Source organism: Streptomyces acidicola (assembly GCF_009377235.1).
In the GTDB taxonomy this organism is placed as follows: domain Bacteria; phylum Actinomycetota; class Actinomycetes; order Streptomycetales; family Streptomycetaceae; genus Streptomyces; species Streptomyces acidicola.
In genome coordinates this window covers 41895-62028 of record NZ_VMNX01000020.1, presented here as the reverse complement: position 1 = coordinate 62028, position 20134 = coordinate 41895, and the positions used below count along the sequence as shown (strand labels likewise).

The 20134-nt window shown below is 70.8% G+C and carries 17 protein-coding genes; 5 read left to right on the top strand and 12 right to left on the bottom strand.

Annotation, left to right across the window (positions count from 1 at the left end):
* Positions 1 to 253 precede the first annotated feature (253 nt).
* From FPZ41_RS08990 to FPZ41_RS08980, 3 genes are read right to left on the bottom strand one after another with little or no spacing between them, the layout of a single operon-like run.
* The gene (locus FPZ41_RS08990) at positions 254 to 883 is read right to left on the bottom strand and encodes a TIGR03086 family metal-binding protein (protein WP_152860803.1); all 630 of its coding nucleotides are present in this window, start codon (positions 881 to 883) and stop codon (positions 254 to 256) included.
* A gap of 25 nt (positions 884 to 908) precedes the next feature.
* Complete coding sequence (locus FPZ41_RS08985) at positions 909 to 1931, bottom strand: ketopantoate reductase family protein (RefSeq protein WP_152860801.1); 1023 nt, start codon at positions 1929 to 1931, stop codon at positions 909 to 911.
* A 50-nt stretch (positions 1932 to 1981) separates the two neighbouring features.
* Positions 1982 to 2539: a DUF1697 domain-containing protein gene (locus tag FPZ41_RS08980; protein WP_152860799.1), complete on the bottom strand. Its 558-nt coding sequence runs from the start codon at positions 2537 to 2539 to the stop codon at positions 1982 to 1984.
* 289 nt (positions 2540 to 2828) lie between these two features.
* Here FPZ41_RS08980 and FPZ41_RS08975 point away from each other — a divergent pair, with 289 nt between their 5' ends.
* On the top strand, positions 2829 to 5108 hold the full coding sequence (locus FPZ41_RS08975; RefSeq protein ID WP_152860797.1) for an MMPL family transporter: 2280 nt from the start codon (positions 2829 to 2831) through the stop codon (positions 5106 to 5108).
* A gap of 106 nt (positions 5109 to 5214) precedes the next feature.
* Here FPZ41_RS08975 and mgt read toward each other — a convergent pair whose 3' ends face one another.
* The 4 genes from mgt to FPZ41_RS08955 form a co-directional block, all read right to left on the bottom strand.
* On the bottom strand, positions 5215 to 6405 hold the full coding sequence (gene mgt / locus FPZ41_RS08970) for a macrolide-inactivating glycosyltransferase (RefSeq protein WP_152860795.1): 1191 nt from the start codon (positions 6403 to 6405) through the stop codon (positions 5215 to 5217).
* A 101-nt stretch (positions 6406 to 6506) separates the two neighbouring features.
* On the bottom strand, positions 6507 to 7781 hold the full coding sequence (locus tag FPZ41_RS08965; RefSeq protein WP_152860793.1) for an ABC transporter substrate-binding protein: 1275 nt from the start codon (positions 7779 to 7781) through the stop codon (positions 6507 to 6509).
* Positions 7781 to 8614: a carbohydrate ABC transporter permease gene (locus tag FPZ41_RS08960; protein WP_152860791.1), complete on the bottom strand. Its 834-nt coding sequence runs from the start codon at positions 8612 to 8614 to the stop codon at positions 7781 to 7783. Before FPZ41_RS08960 ends, FPZ41_RS08965 begins: the two co-directional genes overlap by 1 nt.
* Positions 8611 to 9561: a carbohydrate ABC transporter permease gene (locus tag FPZ41_RS08955; RefSeq protein WP_152860789.1), complete on the bottom strand. Its 951-nt coding sequence runs from the start codon at positions 9559 to 9561 to the stop codon at positions 8611 to 8613. Before FPZ41_RS08955 ends, FPZ41_RS08960 begins: the two co-directional genes overlap by 4 nt.
* 303 nt (positions 9562 to 9864) lie before the next feature.
* On the opposite strand from FPZ41_RS08955, the gene FPZ41_RS08950 reads away from it, so the two are divergent.
* Positions 9865 to 10716, top strand: a complete 852-nt coding sequence (locus FPZ41_RS08950; protein ID WP_152860787.1) for a phosphotransferase enzyme family protein — start codon at positions 9865 to 9867, stop codon at positions 10714 to 10716.
* Positions 10717 to 10836: 120 nt separating this feature from the next.
* Here the strand turns inward: FPZ41_RS08950 and FPZ41_RS08945 are convergent, their stop codons facing one another.
* Positions 10837 to 11760 carry a LysR family transcriptional regulator gene (locus FPZ41_RS08945; protein ID WP_322619988.1) on the bottom strand — a complete coding sequence of 308 codons (924 nt, stop codon included), beginning with the start codon at positions 11758 to 11760 and terminating at the stop codon, positions 10837 to 10839.
* Between the two features lie 81 nt (positions 11761 to 11841).
* Between FPZ41_RS08945 and FPZ41_RS08940 the strand changes: the two genes are divergently transcribed.
* Positions 11842 to 12858 carry a DMT family transporter gene (locus FPZ41_RS08940; RefSeq protein ID WP_322619987.1) on the top strand — a complete coding sequence of 339 codons (1017 nt, stop codon included), beginning with the start codon at positions 11842 to 11844 and terminating at the stop codon, positions 12856 to 12858.
* On the top strand, positions 12753 to 13262 hold the full coding sequence (locus tag FPZ41_RS08935) for a YbaK/EbsC family protein (RefSeq protein ID WP_152860783.1): 510 nt from the start codon (positions 12753 to 12755) through the stop codon (positions 13260 to 13262). Before FPZ41_RS08940 ends, FPZ41_RS08935 begins: the two co-directional genes overlap by 106 nt.
* Here FPZ41_RS08935 and FPZ41_RS08930 read toward each other — a convergent pair.
* The 4 genes from FPZ41_RS08930 to FPZ41_RS08915 form a co-directional block, all read right to left on the bottom strand.
* Positions 13259 to 13984: a 3'-5' exonuclease gene (locus tag FPZ41_RS08930; protein ID WP_152860781.1), complete on the bottom strand. Its 726-nt coding sequence runs from the start codon at positions 13982 to 13984 to the stop codon at positions 13259 to 13261. The two genes, FPZ41_RS08935 and FPZ41_RS08930, sit on opposite strands and share 4 nt — an antisense overlap.
* Positions 13985 to 14089: 105 nt before the next feature.
* Positions 14090 to 15328, bottom strand: a complete 1239-nt coding sequence (locus tag FPZ41_RS08925) for an SAV2148 family HEPN domain-containing protein (RefSeq protein WP_322619989.1) — start codon at positions 15326 to 15328, stop codon at positions 14090 to 14092.
* A 112-nt stretch (positions 15329 to 15440) separates the two neighbouring features.
* A complete protein-coding gene (locus FPZ41_RS08920; RefSeq protein ID WP_152860779.1) occupies positions 15441 to 16778 on the bottom strand; it encodes a copper amine oxidase in 1338 nt (445 codons plus the stop codon).
* A 103-nt stretch (positions 16779 to 16881) separates the two neighbouring features.
* A complete protein-coding gene (locus FPZ41_RS08915) occupies positions 16882 to 17697 on the bottom strand; it encodes a Tat pathway signal sequence domain protein (protein WP_322619986.1) in 816 nt (271 codons plus the stop codon).
* 179 nt (positions 17698 to 17876) lie between these two features.
* Here FPZ41_RS08915 and glgX point away from each other — a divergent pair, with 179 nt between their 5' ends.
* On the top strand, positions 17877 to 19997 hold the full coding sequence (glgX, locus tag FPZ41_RS08910) for a glycogen debranching protein GlgX (protein WP_152860777.1): 2121 nt from the start codon (positions 17877 to 17879) through the stop codon (positions 19995 to 19997).
* The last annotated feature ends 137 nt before the right edge of the window (positions 19998 to 20134 follow it).

Sequence of the window (20134 nt, the reverse complement as noted above, 5' to 3'; positions counted from 1 at the left end):
TAAGAGACAGGGCCAGCCCCCGGACCCCCGCTCCTCAAACGCCGGAGGGGCTGGAATGTGCTGCCGGGGCTGGACTGTGCTGCCGGGGCCGGGATCTTCCAGCTGGGGCCTTTCAACCGAGGCCAGGCACCCCCAGCCCGTCCGGCGATTGAGGACGAGGCCGTTCAGGCCGACAAGCGGGGGTCTGGGGGCGGCAGCCCCCAGGGAAGGAATGGGACGGGTAGGGGCGGCGGGGGCGAAAGACGTCAGGTCGTCAGCGGGGCAGGCCCGTCCTCGCGATTCGTGGGTCGCGGCCGCTCAACGCCAGGGCGCGTTCGAAGACGGACGCGCCCTCCGGCACGGACACCGGGTCGGCGAAACCGTCGTACTTGCGGTAGAGCTCGGCGTGGGTCTCGACCACGTCCAGCACCAGCCGGGCCACGCCCTCGGAGAAACGGATCTCCTGGCCGGTGGCGGCGGCGACGTCCCAGCCGTGGACCGCCATCTCCTTCACGATCATCCCGGCGATGTCGGCGGCGGGCATCGTGCCACCGCCCAGGTCGACCTCGCCCTCCCACACGTCGGGATCGTCCCAGGCGGCGACGGCACGGTCGAGCTGGTCGGCGTACGCCCGGGCCCAGTCCGGGTCGGCGGTGAAGTCGCGCGTGGTCAGCTCCTCGGGGAGCGGCTTGCGCAGGGCGCGGTGCTCCAGACCGTGCGAGGTGTAGAGGACCCAGTGGTTGACCATGGCGCGGACGTCCCAGCGGGGGCAGTGCGTGGGCGCGGACAGCTGCCCCGCCTCGACACCCCGGGCCACGCGGGCGGCCTCGGCGGCGCATTCGACCATGTACGGGTGCACGTGCTTGTGCGGATTGTTCCGATCATTCTGGTGCTCATCACTCATGCGCGCCACGCTAGAGACGGCGCGCTCAGTCCTCTTGAACAAACGCGACAGCCTCGTCGGCGAGGCGTACGAGCTCCGCGACCGGCATCGAGCCCGCCTCCCGGCGCTCGCGCGCGAACGTGTTCGCCAGTCGCTGCAACAGGTCGTTCAGCGGCGTCGGTACGTCGTGCAGGCGCCCCAGCAGCACGATCTCGCCGTTGAGGTAGTCCGCCTCGATGGTGCCGGTGCCACGGGTCAGGGACTGCCAGGAGGAGCCGCCAGCGCGCGGTGAGCCGTCGAGCGGCACCAGGGTGATCTTGTCGCCGCGGGCCTCCCGCTGCTCCTCGGCGCTCGAGTACGCGATCCCGGCCGCGTCGAGCACGTCCGCGCCCTCGGCCCGCACCCGCTCGTACAGCGCCGCGGTCTCCTCCCCCTGGAGGGGTCCGGAGACGGCCTCAAGCGCGTTGCCGAGGTTGGACAGCAGCTTGGCGTACTGCCAGCGCGCCACATCCGGCACCACCGGCGCCTCGAACCTCGACTTCTCCAGATCGGCGGCGATCAGCCGAGCGGTCTCGTCGGTGCCATGGGGAAAGCGGCCGAGGTGCAGGACCCCGGTGAGCGGGGTGCCGGCGGCGGAGACGACACCGGGTTCGATGTGGGTCGCCGGCAGCCAGACGCACATCCCGTACACCCGCCGGAAGCGGCGCAGGGCCAGACGCTGGCTCTCCACGCCGTTCTGGGCGCAGACCAGCGGCAGCCGCTCGGCGGCCGTGCCGCCGCCCTCCACCGGGGCCGGGCCCCAAGCCGCCAGCGCGGCCTCGCTGTCCTGGGTCTTCACGGCGAGCACGAGGACGTCGTCCGCCCGCAGTTCGCCGAGTGCGTCAGGTCCGTCGACGGTCGGCAGGCGGCGGGTGAACGCACCGTCCGGCACCCTGAGCCGCAGCCCGCCGTCCCGCAGCGCCGCGTACTGCGAGCCTCGCGCGACCAGGACGACCTCGTGTCCGGAGCCCGCGAGCCGCCCGCCGATCGCGCCGCCGACGGCCCCCGCTCCTATGATGATGTAGCGCATGGAACGAGCCTCGCACAGCAGGTTGCCCTTGCCGACAGGCCCGCTGCATGTCAGTCGTCCGCGGCCATCGCGGTCATCTCCACGAGTTTGACGACCGTGTTCCAGTTGCGGCTGGTGGCCGTCAGGCCCTTGAGCAGTCGTGGCCTCGACAGGGTTTCGGCCAGCTTGGAGCGGCCGAGGCCGTCGGGTGCGTAGAGGTAGAGGGCGCGGTCGCCGAGGCGGAACTCCTCGGGCAAGAGGGCCTGTTGGTCGACCGAGGCGAAGCGGGCCGTGTCGACGGGGTGCGAGAAGTACGTGACGTGGAGCTGTTTGGGCGCCAGGTCGGCGGCCGGGAAGGGGCAGGCGTCCCGTACGGCCTTCAGGTAGGTGTGGTCGCGCACCAGGACCTCGACGGTGAACCCGAAGTGCTTCTCGACGGCCTGCGCGATGTCCGCCGCGAGGGTGTCCTCGTCGCCGCCGTCCGTGGTGAAGACCGCGTTGCCGCTCTGCAGGTAGGTGGCCACACCGGTGTGGCCGAGACCCGTCAGCAGCGTACGCAGATCGGCCATCGGCACCTTCTTGCTGCCGCCCACGTTGATGCCGCGCAGCAGCGCCGCGTACGTCGTCATCCGCACAGCGTAATGCCCCGGATCCGCCCGGCTCCCGGTCCGTGCCTCAGGCCCGTCCGTCCCTGATCGCCGATCCTGACCCCCACCCTGATCCCCGCCCCTGAGAACCCGAAGTACGTGTAAGGGGCCGCGGTCCTCCCGGATGGGGAGACAGCGGGGTCCAGGGGGATGAGTGGTCCGGCCCCGGGTTCACCGGGCAGCACGACGAGACGCTCTTATCCGGCCCATACCTTCGAGACGAAGGGTGCCGGCAGGGGGCCGTCGCCGCGGACAAGGGGGCTGACCCGTCATGGGGAACGGAGAGATACGGGTGCGGGGCATCGCCGCCCGGGCCGGCGGCTGGAGCGCCCGGCACCGATGGGCGGCCGTGGGTGTGTGGGTGCTGTTCGTCGTGCTGACGATGGGGATCGGCTCGGCGGTGGGCCAGGTCGACATCAAGGGCAGCGACGGGCTCAAGGGGGAGACCAGCACGGCCGCCCACATCATCGAGGAAGCGGGGATCGAGGAACCGGCCGGTGAGACCGTCCTGATCCAGGCGAAGGGCGACGGGGTCGAGGCGACGGACGCCGCGTTCCGGGCCGCCGTCGGCGACGTGATGAAGGCCGTCGAGGGCACCGGCCGCGTCACGGCCGTGACCTCTCCGTACGACAGCGACACCATCTCGAAGGACGGCCGCAGCGCGCTCGTACAGTTCGACATGCGCGGTGACGCGGAGAGCGCGGGTGAGCGCGTCGAGCCCGTGCTGAAAGCCGTCGAGGGCGTTCAGGGCGACCACGAGCAGTTGCGGATCGAGGAGATCGGCACCGCGAGCATCGGCAAGACGTTCGACGACGCCTTCGGGGACGACTTCCAGCAGGCCGAGTACTCCGCCGTGCCCGTGGCGCTCGGCATTCTGCTGATCGCGTTCGGCGCGGTGGTCGCGGCGCTGCTGCCGGTGGCGCTGGCGCTCACCGCGATCATGGCGACGGTGGGGCTGATGGCCATCGTCAGCCACTGGATGCCGATGGGCGATGTCGCCAACTCCGTGATGCTGCTGGTGGGGCTGGCCGTCGGGGTCGACTACTGCCTGTTCTATCTGCGGCGCGAACGGGAGGAGCGGGCCGCCGGACGGGACGCGGGGACCGCACTGCGGGTGGCCGCGGCGACCAGTGGGCGCGCCATCATCGTCTCCGGCGTCACGGTGTGCGTGGCGATGGCGGGCATGCTGTTCACCGGGCTCGCCGACTTCCAGGCGATGGGCCTGGCCTCGCTGATGGTCGTCGCGGTCGCGATGGTGGGGTCCGTGACCGTGCTGCCCGCGCTGCTGTCGCTGCTCGGCGAGCGGGTCGAGAAGGGCCGCATCCCGTTCCTGCACCCGGACAAGCGGCTGAGGAAGGACGGCTCGGGCAACGGGGCTTCGGAGGGGAGCCGCTTCTGGACAGGCGTCCTGCGGGTCGTCCTCGCCAAGCCGGCCGTCTCCCTGGTGGTCGCGGCCGGGGTGCTCCTCGCGATTGCCGCCCCCGCGCTGGGCATGAAGACGCAGAACTTCACCCTGGACCAGGAGTTCGGCGACTCGCTGCCGATCGTGCAGACGTACAACCGCGTCAACGAGGCCTTCCCCGGCGGCACCGGGCCTGCCGAAGTCGTCGTCAAGGCGAAGGACATAGGCGCCGACGACGTGCAGTCCGCGATCGCCGACTTCCGTGAGCAGGCGGTGAGTTCGGGGGCCTCGCGCGGGCCGGTCGAGGTCGAGGTGCACGACGCGCAGAACCTCGCCTTCGTGTACGTACCGCTGGTGGGCGGCTCGGACCTGGACAAGGCCGGGGCGAGCCTTGCGAAGCTGCGGGACGAGGTGCGGCCCGCCACGCTCGGCGAGGTCGACGGCGTCCAGGCGCCGATCACCGGCGACGTCGCGGGCTCGAAGGACTTCAACGACCAGCTCGGCGGTGCCGTCGTCCCGGTCTTCGTGTTCGTCGTGATCTTCGCGTTCCTGCTGATGCTGCTGTCGTTCCGCTCGCTGACGATCGCGGTCACCTCGATCGTGCTGAACCTGCTGTCGGTCGGCGCCGCTTACGGCATCCTCGTCGGCGTCTTCCAGCACGGCTGGGGCGCCTCGCTGGTGGGGGCGGAGGGCGTCGGCGCCATCATCACCTGGCTGCCGCTGTTCCTGTTCGTGATCCTGTTCGGCCTGTCGATGGACTACCACGTGTTCGTGGTCTCGCGGATCCGCGAGGCGCGGCTGAAGGGCCGTACGACGAAGGACGCGATCCGGCACGGTGTCGTCACCACGGCCGGGGTCGTCACCAGCGCCGCCGTCATCATGGTCGCCGTGTTCGCGATCTTCGGCACGCTGTCCATGCAGTCCATGAAGCAGATGGGCGTGGGCCTCGCGGCCGCGGTGCTCATCGACGCGACGATCATCCGGGGCGTGCTGCTCCCGGCGGTGATGGCCCTGCTCGGCGAGCGCAACTGGTATCTGCCGCAGTGGATGAACCGGCTTCCGGACCTCACGCACGACGAGACGGACGGCGCGCTGTCGCCCGCGCCCGTGCCGCACGAGGGCCGTGCGGGCGAGACGGTACGGGTCTGATCGATTCCGTGAGCGACGACGTGGCCGGTGTGGGGGCACCCCGGCCACGTCGTCGTTTGCGGTCGCCCGGCTGACTGCGCGTCACCCGAGCGTTCCTTGTGCGGCTTCACCCCCGCACGAGTTCGGCCTCGATCAGGTCAGCCGCCCGCCGCGTGCCCCCCTCCTCCGCCATCTGCTTCTGGATCTCCGCCAGCCGCCGCGCCACCTCCGGGTCACCCACGAGTCCGAGTACCGCCTCCCGCAGGGCACCCGCCGTTGCCTCCTCCATCGGCACATGACGGGCGACCCCGAGCGACTGGAGCATGTCCGCGTTACCGAACTGGTCGACGGCCTGCGGTACGGCGACCATCGGCGTCCCCGTGGCGAGGCCTTCCTGGCTGCCGCCCGCGCCCGCGTGAGTGATGAACGCGTCGGCCTGCCGCAGGACCGCCAACTGCGGTACCCAGTCCCGCACTTCGACGTTCGACGGGACCGGCCCGAGCTCGGCCGGGTCCACGTGCCTGCCGACCTGGAGCACCATGTGCCAGCCGGGCAGGTCACCGAAGGCGGCCACGCACTCGCGGTAGAAGGCGGGCTGTTTGGTGAAGGCCGAGCCGAGGGAGACGAGGAGGACCTTCTCCGCGCCGGCCGGCCGCTGCCAGTCGCCCTCCGCCGCACGGTCCCCCTGACAGGCGCCGACGAAGCTGTACACGGTCTCGTCGACCCGGTCGGCGTTCGGCTGGAGTGCCTTCGGGATCAGCACGATCGAGCGAGCGGGGTGGCCGCCGAACCGGTCGGGGTCCTCGGTGATGCCGTTCTCCTCCAGCCACGCGTGGAAGCGGGCGTAGTAGGCCCGGCCGCGCTCGGTCTTCTTCGGTTCGGCCCACATCGGTTCGGCGATCTCCTCCTCGTAGCCGTCCCAGGCGACCAGGTTCGGGGACAGCGAGACCGCCTTGACGCCCCAGCGGTGGGCGAGGACGCGGGCCGGGTACGAGGTGATGTCGTGCACCACGAGGTCGGGTTCGTCACCCTCGTACGCCTTGATCAGCTGGGGCAGGGCCTGGATGGCGTCGTTCAGGAAGGGCTCCACGTTGTCCAGGAGCGTGCTGCCCCAGGCCGAGGGGTCGTCGTCGGGGGACGGCAGCGTCGAGTGCCAGAGCCGGGGCTCGGCACCGGTCTCGGCGACCTTGTCCGCGAACACCGGCGGGATCGCGTACGTCACCCGGTGGCCGCGCGTGACGAGTTCGCGGATCACTTCGAGACTGGGGTTCACGTGGCCGTGGGCGGCGATGGAGAACATGGCGATGTGCGAGGTCATGAGCCGACCGTAAGCGAGACGATACGTCTCGTGCAACTCAATTTCCCACCGCTGTCCCTGCTGAACGCCGAGGGCAGCGCTCAGCGCCGACAGCCGCGCCCTCAGCGCTGGTAGCGCGCCAGCACCAGGTTGCCGTCCTCGACCAGCCGTTCACGCAGCTCGTCCAGGCCGATCGCACCGCTGTAGTACTCCTGGAGGGCGGGAGTGGCGATCTTGTCCTTCCACTCCGGGTAGCCGCGCACGGACTGGGCGGGCGCCGAGCGGAGGTGGGCGGCCAGGGCCGTGCCGGTGGCCCAGTCGTGCTTCTGTGTGCGCAGGGCCGGGTCCCGGAGCGCCTCGGTGCCGGTGGGCAGCATCCAGTCGCCGAGCGCGAGGCGCACCATGTTCTCGGGCCGGAGCATGAAGTCGATGAACGCGGCCGCCTGCATCTGGTGCGGGCTGTCCTCGGCGATCGAGAGCGTCTGCGGGCTGACGCCCTGGGCGAGCCCGTCCGCGCCGGCCGGGGCGGGCAGCACCTGCCAGTCGAAGCCCTTGGGCGCCTGCTGCACGATCTGCTGACGGTACGAGAACCCGAGCGGGACCATCGCGTACCGGCCGCCGAAGAACCCGGGCAGGGTGTCGGAGCCGCCCATGCCGAGCGTGCTGCCCGCCGCACTGCGGTCGGTGTTCACCTGCTCGTGCACGGTCCGCGGGACGACCGCGTCGGTGTCGTCGAAGCGGATCTCCACCTTGCCGTCCGGGCCCCGGTGGAACATCCGGCCGCCGGAGGAGAGGGAGAGGTTGAGGGTGGCCGAGACGGGTTCCTTGAGCGGCCAGGCGACGCCGTACTTGCCGTCGCCGCTCAACTCCTCGGTCACGGCACGGAATTCGGCCCAGGTCCACGGCTTCTCGGGGGTCGGGACGCGTACGCCCGCCTCCTTCAGCCAGGTGGCGTTGGCGACGAGTACACGCGGCTCCTGGAGGAACGGGACGCCGTAGACGCCGTCGCCGAACGTCGTCGTCTCCCAGCTCCGCCGCGGGATGTCGGCCTTCAGCCGCTCGGACAGCAGATCGGTCAGGTCGGCGAGGTAGCCGCCGTACGCGAAGTCGGCCAGGTCGTCGGAGGCGTCGTGGATGATGTCGGGCGCCTCACCGCCCTCGAAGGAGGTGAGCAGCTGGTCGTGGACGCCGTCCCAGCTGCCCTGGACGTACTCGACCTGGATGTCGGGGTGGACCGCGTTCCACTCCTTCACCAGCTCCTTGTTGGCCTCCACGGACTCCTGCTGCCAGGCGAGGGACTGGAAGCGCAGGGTGATCCGGCCGTCGTCGCGCCCGCCGCCGGACGAGCAGCCCGTGAGGAGCAGCAGGAGGACCACGACCAGCACGCGTGCACGCATCAGCTCTTCACCGCCCCGGCGAGCATGCCGCCCGTGATCCGCTTCTGGATGACCGCGAAGATCACGAGGGAGGGCAGGGTGGCGAGGAAGGCCGCGGCGGCGAGGGGGCCGAGGTCCGCTACGCCCTCGGCACCGATGAAGTGCGTGAGGACGACCGGCAGGGTCTGTTTCTCCGGGCTCTTGAGCAGCACGAGCGCGAAGAAGAACTCGTTCCACGCGGTGACGAAGGCGAACAGAGCCGTCGCCACGATGCCGGGCGCGAGCATCGGCGCCGTGACCGACACCAGCGTGCGTGCCCGGCCCGCGCCGTCCACCGCCGCCGCCTCCTCCAGCTCGGGCGGCACGGCCCGTACGTACCCGACGAGCATCCACAGCGCGAACGGCAGCGCCCACACCACGTACACCATGATCAGTCCCGGGACGGAGTCGATCAGCCGGAGGTTCTTCAGCACCAGGAACAGCGGGATGATCACCAGCACGAACGGGAACGCCTGGCTGACCACCACCCAGCCGGTGGCCGCCCGCGAGAGCAGGCTGCGCCGCCGGGCGATGACGTACGCCAGCGGCGTCGCGATCAGCACCGCGACGACGGCCGCCCCGACCGCCGCGACCAGGGAGTTGAACAGCGCGTCCAGCAGGGGCTGCTCGTCGAAGGCCTGCCGGAAGTTGGCGAGGGTGGGGTCCTTCGGGATCCAGGTGGGGTGCAGGCTGCCCAGTTCGCGCGGCGGCTTGAAGGCGGTGGAGAGCAACCAGAGGAAGGGGAAGGCGAGGAACACGAGATAGGCGAGCAGGGCGAGGTACTGGCCGGCACGGGCGGCCCTCCGGGTCCTCATCGCTCCTCACCTCCCCTCAGCCGGCCGACGAGATGGAGCGCGAGGATCACCGAGATCACCGCCACCATCACGCATCCCATCGCCGCCGCGTACCCGAACTGCCCGTAGCGGAAGGCCTCTTCGTAGGCGAACAGCATGGGCAGGCGGGTGCGGCCGCCGGGCCCGCCGTTGGTCAGCACGTACACGAGGGCGAAGGAGTTGAAGTTCCAGATGAAGTTCAGCGCCGTGATGGCGAGCGCCACCGGTCTGATCGCGGGCCAGGTGACCGTGCGGAAGCGCCGCCAGGCTCCGGCGCCGTCCATCGCCGCCGCCTCGTGGAGTTCGCGCGGGGTGTTCTGCAGTCCGGCGAGCAGGGCGACCGTGGTCTGGGGCATGCCCGCCCAGACGCCGACCACGATGACCGCGGGCAGGGCGGTCGCCAGTCCGCTCAGCCAGTCGCGGCCGTCGCCGAGGCCCAGGTCGCGCAGGGTCTCGTTGAGGATGCCCGCGTCCGGGTTGTAGACGAGCCGCCACATGACGCCGACGACCACCTCGGGCATCGCCCAAGGGATGATCGCCAGCGCCCGCGCCAGCCAGCGCAGCCGGAGGTCCTGGTTCAGCAGCAGGGCGAGCCCGAGCGCCAGCAGGAACTGCGGCACGGTCACCCCGACCGCCCACAGCAGACCGATGCGGAACGACTCCCAGAACAGCGTGTCGTGCAGCAGGTCCTGGAAGTTGAGCGTCCCGATCCACTGCGTGGGCGCGGTGCGGCCCGACTGGGCGTCGGTGAACGCCAGCACGATCCCGTAGAGCAGCGGTCCGACGCTCAAGACCAGGATGGGGAGCAGCGCGGGCAGGACGAGGAACCAGGCGCCGTGGTCGAGGACGCGACGGCCCCGGCCCGCACCGGGTGCGCGCTTCGTCGGGCGGGGTCGCGGTGGTCGCCTCGGCTCGGTCGCCAATGTCATGGAATCGGCTCCTCTGGGCGGCTCATGAGGGTCTGGCCACCCTGGCGGCCTCCGTCATGGTGCTGAGGGAAGGTCAGGTCGTCAAGGGACCGCGCAGCCCGTCCGACCTGTGCGAATGCGACACTGGCCGGGTTGGCGGGAAACGGCGGCCGGCGCGGCGGTTTCAAGCCATGCGAGAGCTCCGTGGATGCGGTGCGGGAGCGGCGCGGGAGTGCTGTACGGCCGGACCCGACGGACCGGACAGACCGGACGGACACCACCCAACAGACACGGCGGACACGGTGGACACAACGGAGGCGAAGGATGGACGAGGCACGGGCGCGGGCGATACTCGCCGAGGCGGGGCTGGGGCATGCCGCGGAGTTGCTCGCACTGGGCGAGAACGCGGTGTTCGCCGCCGGTGACCTGGTGGTCAAGGTCGGCCGCAGCGCCGAACTCCTCGACCGCGCGCGCCGTGAGCTGGACATCGCGGTCTGGCTCGCCGGGGCGCACGTGCCCGCCGTGCGTGCCGCCGAGCCCGAACCCCGGCTGGTGAACGGTCACCCGGTGACGCTGTGGCAGCGGCTTCCCGACGCCGTACGCCCCGCCGAGCCGCGGGATCTGGCCGGACTCCTGCGGTTGGTGCACACGCTGCCCGACCCGCCCTTCGCCCTTCCCCGCCGTGAACTGCTGGACGGTGTGGAGCGCTGGCTGCGTCTCGCGGGCGACGCGATCGACCCGGCGGACGCCGGCTTTCTGCGCGAGCGCCGCGACGGCTTCGCCGCGGCCGCCGCCTCGCTCGTCCCCCACCTGCCGCCCGGCCCGATCCACGGCGACGCCCTCCCCCGCAACGTTCACGTCGGCCCCGACGGGCCCGTCCTGGTCGACCTGGAGACCTTCTCCGCCGATCTGCGCGAGCACGACCTGGTCGTCATGGCCCTCTCCCGCGACCGCTACGGGATGGCCGCCGCGGCTTACGACTCGTTCACCGCGGCATACGGCTGGGACGTGCGGGAGTGGGAGGGCTGTTCGGTGCTGCGGGGGGCCAGGGAGACGGCGAGCTGTGCGTGGGTGGCTCAGCACGCACCGAGCAACGGCAAGGCACTGGCCGAGTTCGAGCGACGGGTGGCGTCCCTGCGGGACGGGGACGAAACGGTGCGGTGGTATCCGTTCTGAGCACGATGGCCAGGGACCGGTCGCTGTCGGCGTCGGCGTCGGCGTCGGCTTCGGCGTCGGCGTCGGGGATGGGGATGGCGATGGCGATGGCGATGGCGATGGATACACCCCCGCGCCCCTTCAGGGCGTCTCCTCGCCCTCGGTGTCCCGGTCCCGGATGATCAGTGCGGCGCGGTGCAGTTCGGCGAGGACCGTGCGGACGGCCCTGCGGGCGGTGCGTTCCGGGCGGTGCAGGGCGTCGATGTGACGTCTGGCCTGCACGCCGCTCAGGGGTCTGAGGACGAGCGCCGGGTCCGGGCGCATCGTCCAGCGGGGCATCAGGGCGAGACCGCCTCCGGCGGCCACGGCCTGGCAGGCCACCGCGAACTCGTTGATGCGGTGGGCGAAGTGGAGCCGGCGGCCGGCCGCGGCGGCGACGGCCTCCAGGGTGGCCAGGATCGGGAAGCCGTCGTGCGCCGCGATCCAGGGCTCGTCGGCCACGTCTCGCGGGGTCAGCCGCCGCTTGGCGGCCAACGGGTGGTCGGCGGGCATCGCCACATCGAGCGGCTCGCGCAGCAGCGTGGTCGCGGTCACCGTGCGCGGCCACGGCGGGGCGTGGTCGAGGCGGTGGGCGAGCACCAGGTCGTACTCGCGGGTGAGCCGCGGGAAGTCGTCCTGCGCCACGTCCGCGTCGGCGAGCGCGACCCGCGGGCCGTCCGGTCCGGCGAGGCCGCGCAGCAACAGCGGGAAGAAGGCGGTGCCCGCGCTGTGGAAGGCGGCCACCGACACCTCGCCGTCCGGGCGGTCCACGAACTCGTCGACCGTGTGCCGGGCCCGCGCCAGCGCGGTCTCCACCTTGATGGCGGCGCCCGCCAGCGCCTGCCCGGCCTCGGTGAGCACCAGCCGCCGTCCGTCCTTCTCGGTGAGCGGAACGGGGATGGAGCGCTGGAGCAGCCGTAGTTGCTGGGAGACCGCAGACGGTGTCACGAGCAGCGCCTCGGCGACCGCGGTGACACTGCCGAGTTCGCCCAGCTCCCGCAGGATCCGCAACTGTCGTTCGTCCACCTCTTCAGTGTAGGGAAGCTAAAGGGTTGTTTTAGAAGCTGGTACTGGGCTTCAGGGACGTCGGCGATGCACCGTAGGCGCGTGCCCGATGCCCGCCGTACCGACGCGGTACTCCTTCTGGTCGCGCTCGTCTGGGGTTCCAGTTATCTGTCGGCCCAGACAGCCACCGCGGCCCTCCCCGTGCTGCTGGTCCTGGTGGCGCGGTACGCGCTGTCCGCGCTCGCCTGTCTCGGTCTCGTCGCGGTCCGCCGTGGCCGACGGCTGTGGACCCGTGACGAGCTCCGGGCCGGTGTGCCCCTCGGGGTCACCCAGGCCGTCGTCCTGCTGGTCGAGACGTACGGTGTCGCGCACACGAGTGCCGCCAACGCGGGGCTGATCATCAGCCTGACCATCGTCCTCACTCCCCTCCTGGACCGCTCGGGTCACCCCGGCGGTCTGCCTCCCCGCTTCTTCGTGGCCGCCGGGGTGTGCGTGGTGGCCGTCGCGCTCCTCATGACCGGCAACGGCTTCCACGCACCCCGCAGCGGCGACCTGCTGATGCTCGGCGCCGCGGTGGTGCGGGCCGGGCACGTGGCGCTCGTCGGACGGCTGACCTCGGGCCGGGCGATACGGCCGCTGCACCTGACGACGGTGCAGACCGTGGTCGGCACCGCGCTGTTCCTGCCGCTCGCCGCCCGCGACCTGCCCGCTCTGGCACGGGCCGACACAGCGACCTGGCTCCAGTTGTTCTACCTCGCCCTGTTCTGCAGCGTGTTCGCCTTCCTCGCGCAGACCTGGGCGGTGCAGCGCACATCCGCCAGCCGGGCCAGCCTGCTCCTCGGCACCGAACCCGTCTGGGCCGCGGCGGTGGGCGTCGCCCTCGCCGGAGAACGCTTCACCTTCTTCACCGGGCTGGGCGCGGCCCTGATGGTCACCGGCACCTACTGGGGCCAGGCCATCGAACGCGCCCACCGTACGTCCGTCCCCGACAACCGCGCCGACAAGGACTCCGTATGCCGGAGCACGACACTTACCAGCACCTCATCGGCCTGCTCGACGCGTGTGCCGTCGACTACCGCCTCATCGACCACGCCCCCGAGGGCTCCACGGAGTCCGTGAGCGCCCTGCGCGGACACCCGGCCACCGAGGCCGCGAAGTGCATCGTTTTGAGGGTCAAGCTGGACCGGAAGACCACACGCCACGTCCTCGCGGTCGTCCCCGGGGACCGGCGCGTGGACCTGGACGCGGTGCGGGAGTTGTTCTCCGCGCGCTACGTCGGCTTCAGTGACGCGGCCACGGCCGAGCGGCTGGCCCGTGCCGTGCCCGGCACCGTCCTCCCGTTCAGCTTCGACCCGGACCTCGAACTCGTCGCCGACCCCGAGGTCGTCGCCCAGCCGCGGCTCTACTTCAACGCCGCCCGGCTCGACCGCTCGCTCACCCTCTCCGGCTCCGACTACGCCCGGGTGGCGAAGCCACGGGTGGAACGCATCGCCGAACGTACCCAGAGCCCGCCGGGGCACTAGACAGCCGGCTCGTCCGCCAACTCCCGCATCGGCCAGGACGCGTCCACCACCGCGTCCGGGTCGCCCTTGCGGCGCAGGAAGCTCTGGAAGTCCGCCGCCCACTCCGCGTACCACTCGATCTGGCGGCGGTGCAGCTCCGCCGGGCCGAGGGCCGCGACCTTGGGGTGGCGCTCGGCTATGGCCCGGGCCAGCCGGGCCGCGGCGAGGGCGTCGGCCGTGGCGTCGTGGGCGGAGACGAGCGTGATCCCGTACTCCGTGCAGACCGCTTCGAGGTTCCGCTTGCCGCGGCGGTAGCGGTCCACGGAGCGGTCGATCGTGTACGGGTCGATGACAGGCGCGGGGTCGAGGTCGCCGAGGCGCTCCCGCAGCGACGGCAGGCCGTGGCGGCGGAGCTCGGCGGAGAGCAGGGTGAGGTCGAAGGCCGCGTTGTAGGCGACGACCGGGACGCCCGTCCTCCAGTACGTGACGAGGACGCCCGCGATCGCGTCGGCGACCTGGTCGGCGGGGCTGCCCTCGGTCGCCGCGCGCTCGTTGCTGATGCCGTGCACCGCGACCGCGTCGGCGGGGATCTCCACGCCCGGGTCCGCGAGCCATTCCCTGCGGCCGAGCTGCTTCCCGTCCTTGAGCTCGACGACGGCCCCCGTGACGATGCGCGCCTCGCGCGGGTCCGTGCCCGTCGTCTCCAGGTCGAAGCCGATCAGCAGCTCCTGGTGCCAGCCCATGGTGGCCCCCCTTCTTGGTGGTGCGTTCCCCCAGTGGCCTCCACCCTCGCATGGGCCACTGACAATCCGACGACCGCATTCCGCTTTGCGGCGCGTACGGATCGGTCACGACACCGGTCGTGAGTCCGCCCAGGCTAGTTCGAACTCCTCGCGGTACGTCCCGAAAAGGCCGCCTTCGCCTGGCTCATCCGGCTTGAGCAGTCGCTGGCCTCCGCGCAGGACGAGCACCGGAGCCTCCATCCCGCGGGTACCGCGCAGATACGTCTGGACGACCGCTATGCCGTCCGAACCGTCGCCGTCCACGAGGTAGGCGGTGAAGCGCGGTGTCTCGTCGAAGACCTGGATCTCGAAGGCGCCCGGGTCGCGCAGCTTGGACCGCACCCGGCGCATGTGGAGGATGTTCATCTCGATCGCGCGGCTCAGCTCGCCCCGCTTGATGCCGAGTTCACGCTCGCGCCGCTTCACCGCGCTGGACGCCGGGTTCAGGAACACCAGCCGCACCCGGCATCCCGACTCGGCGAGCCGTACGAGCCGTCGCCCGGAGAAGTTCTGCACCAGCAGGTTCAGCCCTATCCCGATGGCGTCCAGCCGGCGGGCGCCGCCGAAGAGGTCCTCCGCCGGGAACTGCCGCAGCAGCCGTACCCGGTCGGGGTGCACGCCCACGACGTCCGCGTACCGGTCGCCGACGAGGGACTCCACGGCGTCCACGGGCAGCCTGCGCGCGGACGGTACGTCGCTGCCCGCGCCGAGGACCTCCAGGAGCCGGGCCGAGGCGCGTTCGGCCTGGGCCAGTACCGCCTCGGACAGCGCGCGGTTGCGGGAGACGACGTTCCGGGTGACCTCCAGCTCGTCCAGGGCCAGTTCCACGTCGCGCCGCTCGTCGACGTACGGCTCGAAGCACGGCCAGTGCTGCACCATCAGCTCGCGCAACTGCGGCAGGGTGAGGAAGCTCAGCACGTTGTCGTCGGCGGGGTCCAGCAGATAGCCCTTGCGGCGGCTGACCTCGCGTACGGCGACCGCGCGCTGCACCCACTCCTGTCCGGCGGGACCGGCGGCGGCGACCACCCAGTCGTCGCCGTGGACGGGTTCGTAGATGGGACGCAGAACAGCGGCCACGACGGCGCGCAGCCGCTGTTCGACGAGGTTCAGCCAGATGTAGGCGCGGCCGGCCCGCTGGGCGCGGGTACGCACCTCGCTCCAGGCGTCGGCGTTCCAGTCCAGTTCCGGACCGATGGAACTTATCTCCATCGGACGCGCCAGGGACACCGCGCCGGGTGGGACATCTGTGGAGTTTCCCTCGTGACCCTCGTCACCAGGAGGCAACTCCAGCCCTCCCGAGCCCACCCGCGCACCGCCTTCCGCTCCCCCGAGCTCCACCCCTACCCAACGATCAAGGAAGGGTACTCCGGGAGCGGCGGGCGGTGCAGCCGGATGGACACGCAGTTTCTCAACTGCTTCAGTCCGGTTGGCCGTTCTCGCCCGCGAGCTCGGCCGGAGTGAGCGGGTTCATGGCCGTGACGTCGCGCGGGGCGATCGAGAAGCCCTGCCAGTGGACCGGCATGGGCTCCTGGTCCTCGTCCCGCGCGATGTGGTGGAAGCCGACGTTGACCCAGGTGATCGGGTGCTTGAGGGTCTCACCGTTGACCCACTTGTCGACGGACTTGCCGGACCCGGCGGGGCAGTTGCCGAGGTTGTTGCTGGCGAACTTCTCGCACTTCTTGTACTCGGTGAAGTAGATGTCGTGCTTGGTGAAGCTGCGCCCGGGGTACTTCTGGCTGGGGCCGGGGACGATCTCGTAGCTGCGGGCGTGGCCGTCCTTGTTCTTGCCGGTCGCGCTGACCACACGCCACCAGCGCATGTTCTTGGCGTCGCCGGCGAGTTCCTTGGTGACCTTGGTGCGGGTGGTCTTGTTGGTGGGCCCCTGGTTGGCGCCGGCGGGCGGGCTGACCACGGAGTCGTACTGCTCGATCCGGTTCTTGGAGGAGCCGTCCAGGGCGAAGTTGAGCCGCCAGAAGACGTTGTGGCTGTGGCTCGTGGCCTTCGACCGGGAACCGTTGCCGATCGGCCAGCCGCGGCCGTCACCCGCGTCGTAGTCGCCTGGCGAGAGGCTGCCGGTCGCGCCGACGTTCATGCTGATCGTGCCGTCGTCCTGGAAGCGCCACTCGGTCATGTACTCGTACCAGCTGACCTTGTTGACGCTGTAGACGAGCAGGTCCTTGCCCTGCGCCTGGAAGACCTTGTTGCCGGTGTCGGCCTGCATGCGGTAGGCGTGGCCGCGCGAACGGGTCGTGGTGCACAGACCCTTGATGTTCTCGGAGTCCGAGTACATGGGCTCCCGGACCTTCACGGTCTTGATGGTGCCGCCGGGGCACTCGGACGCCTTCAGGTTCACCATGCCCTGGCCGAAGCCGTAGCCCGTCAGGTCGTCGTACTCGGCCTGGCCGTCGTCGTACGGGACATGGATCTGGCCGAGCCTGGCGTTGGTGAGGACCTTGATCGGCTTGGTCTCGCCCGGCGGCTGGTACGAGATGTCCTCCAGGGCGATCCCGGCCTCGCGGTCGTGGCGGTAGCACATCCGCCAGGTGGTGCCGGAGGCGAGCTTCTGCTCGATCCGGTAGGCCGCGCTGCAGCCCCAGGTCACGGCGGGCGCGGCCTTGGGCTGGGCGGTGGCCGGGCCCGCGGCCGTGGTGAGTCCGGCGGCCAGGGCGGTCACGGTCAGGCCGACCGCCGCCCCGCTGCGGGCACGGTTGATTCCCCGCGGCCGGAGGTCGCTGATCGGGCGCTTTGCACGCATGAAGAACTGATCCCCTTGCAGAAAGCCTGCACAGAGCAGGAAAGTCAGAAGAGTTCCGAACGTCAGGAAAGTTCGGAACGTCAGGAAAGTGGAGGTACCCGGGTCAGCCGAGCTTGGCGACCTTGCGGGTGCTCAGGTCGATGATGAAGGCGCGGGTGTCGATCCAGGGTCCGTTCTTGACCTTGCTGAAGAGCCGCAGGCACCGCTGCTCGCCGCACTTGGCGAGGGTGTCGGGCTTGGTGCCCGCGTCCGCGCGGAAGACCATGCCGCTGAGGACCAGCTGGTCGGGCGAGGTGAGTTCCTTGCCGGTGGCGTCCTTGTAGTCGGCCTTCAGGCCGGCTCCGAGCGGGTCGGCGATCAGGAGCTGGGCGGCCTCGACCGTCTCGGTACGGCTGAACGGCGGCTGCACTCCGCGCTGGGTGCCGGTCTGCTCGACCTTGCCGGTGTCGAGGTTGATGGTCCTGGTGACGAGCGTGTCGTTCTTGTAGTCGTAGAACGCGGCTTCGGCGCGGCGGGGCGCGCCCGGGTCGTCCAGCTCGTCCGCGTCCGGCTCGGCGAGCTCGACGTTGATGCGTTCGGGGCCGCGCTCGCCCTCGGCGTTCTCTCCGCTGCGGAGCAGCTGCGGGTTCAGGGCGATGCGCTCGACGCGCTCCATCTCGTCGTCGGTGAGCGGGTCACGGCCCGTCCCCTTGTCCCCCTCGGCCGGAGCCGCCTCGACGACACCGGGCTGCACCGCACCCTGTCCCTGCCCCTGCCCCGCCTGTCCCGCCTGCTGGGCGGCCTGCTGCCTGGTGCTGCCGGATTCGTCGGCGGAGACCGACCCCGGCAGCGTGATCCCCACCATCACAGCTGTCCCGGCCACCGCGATGGCCCCGCCCGCCACCACCTTCCCCAGGTGGCGGTGCACTATCTTCCGCACAATTCCCCCTACTCCCCCGGAGTCACCCAGGGGTCCATGGGTCCCGCTCGTTCGGCATACCGCGTATGCGCTGGTCGGTCGGTAAGAGGGACGTAAGTCATAGGTGGTTCCATCAGTTTGAGGGAGACTCGGCCGGGAGTCGCCCCCACGGGCACGGCGCAACTGGAAGAGTCGTATCCATGCAGGTCTGGCCTGGACAGGCGTATCCACTCGGTGCCACGTACGACGGCGCCGGCACTAACTTCGCGGTCTTCTCGGAGGCCGCCGACCGAGTCGAACTGTGCCTGCTGCACGACGACGGCTCGGAGACGGCGGTGGAGCTGCGGGAGACGGACGCGTTCGTACGGCACGCGTACCTGCCCGGGATCATGCCCGGACAGCGGTACGGCTTCCGCGTGCACGGACCGTACGCGCCGGAGCGCGGCCTGCGCTGCAACTCCGCGAAGCTGCTGCTGGACCCGTACGCGCGCGCGATCAGCGGCTCGGTCACGTGGGGCGAGGAGGTGTACGGCTACCACTTCGGGGCGCCCGAGGAGCGCAACGACCTCGACTCGGCGCCGCGCACGATGACGTCGGTGGTGGTCAACCCGTACTTCGACTGGGGCGATGACCGGCGGCCGCGCACGGAGTACCACCACACGGTGATCTACGAGGCCCATGTGAAGGGTCTGACCATGCGGCACCCCGAGCTGCCGGAGGAGCTGCGCGGCACGTACGCGGCCCTGGCGCACCCGGCGGTCATCGAGCACCTGACCGAACTGGGTGTCACCGCGCTGGAGCTGATGCCGGTGCACCAGTTCGTGAACGACCACCGGCTGGTGGACCTGGGCCTGAACAACTACTGGGGCTACAACACGATCGGCTTCTTCGCCCCGCACAACGCGTACGCGTCCTGGGGTGACCGCGGGCAGCAGGTGCTGGAGTTCAAGTCCGCGGTGCGGGCGCTGCACGAGGCCGGGATCGAGGTCATCCTGGACGTGGTCTACAACCATACGGCGGAGGGCAACCACCTGGGCCCGACGCTGTCCTTCAGGGGCCTCGACAACCCGTCGTACTACCGGCTCGCGGACGACCCGCGCTACTACATGGACACCACGGGTACGGGAAACTCCCTGCTCATGCGCTCGCCCCACGTGCTGCAGCTGATCATGGACTCGCTGCGGTACTGGGTGACCGAGATGCACGTGGACGGGTTCCGCTTCGATCTGGCGGCGACGCTGGCCCGGCAGTTCCACGAGGTGGACCGGCTGTCGTCGTTCTTCGACCTCGTCCAGCAGGACCCGGTGGTCTCCCAGGTGAAGCTGATCGCCGAGCCGTGGGACGTCGGCGAGGGCGGCTACCAGGTGGGCAACTTCCCGCCGCTGTGGACCGAGTGGAACGGCAAGTACCGGGACACGGTACGGGACCTGTGGCGGGGCGAGCCGCGCGCACTGGCGGAGTTCGCGAGCCGTCTCACGGGCTCCTCGGACCTCTACCAGGACGACGGCCGCCGCCCGCTGGCCTCGATCAACTTCGTGACCTGCCACGACGGGTTCACGCTGCACGACCTGGTCGCCTACAACGACAAGCACAACGACGCCAACGGCGAGGACAACCGCGACGGGGAGAGCCACAACCGCTCCTGGAACTGCGGCACGGAGGGCGAGACGGACGATCCCGCGGTCCTGGAGCTGCGCGCCCGCCAGATGCGGAACTTCATCGCCACGCTGATGCTGTCCCAGGGCGTGCCGATGCTCAGCCACGGCGACGAGTTCGCGCGCACCCAGCGCGGCAACAACAACGCGTACTGCCAGGACAGCGAGCTGTCCTGGGTGCCGTGGCCCGGCGAGGACGGCGGCGTCTTCGGTGATCTGCTGGACTTCACGCGCGCGATGGTGTGGTTGCGCCTGGACCACCCGGTGCTCCGGCGGCGCCGCTTCTTCCACGGGCGCCAGGTGGAGGGCACCCACGACGACCTCTCCGACATCGCCTGGTTCACCCCGGTGGGCGAGGAGATGACGCAGCGGGACTGGGACTCGGCCCAGGCGTCGGCGCTCACCGTCTTCCTCAATGGCAACGCGATCTCCGAGCCCGGCACCCGCGGCGAGCGCATCACCGACGACTCGTTCCTGCTGCTGTTCAACGCCTCCCCCAAGGCACTGGACTTCCTGATCCCGGTCGACCACGGCCGCCAGTGGCAGGTCGTCGTCGACACCTCCCGCCCGGACGGCGTACCACCACAGACGGGAGCCAAGGTGCAGGCGGGGGACAGCCTGACGCTGGTGGACCGGAGCCTGACGGTGCTGCAGCGGCCGGCGTAGGCCCTAGGCGTGTTTCGAAAGTCCCGCCTGCCCCGCGACGCCTGGCACGCACGCTCGGCTTCGCTCGCGCGGGGGACCCCCATCGCCGCCGCGGGGCCCGCCCTTCGGGCGTACGACGGGACTTTCGAAACACGCCC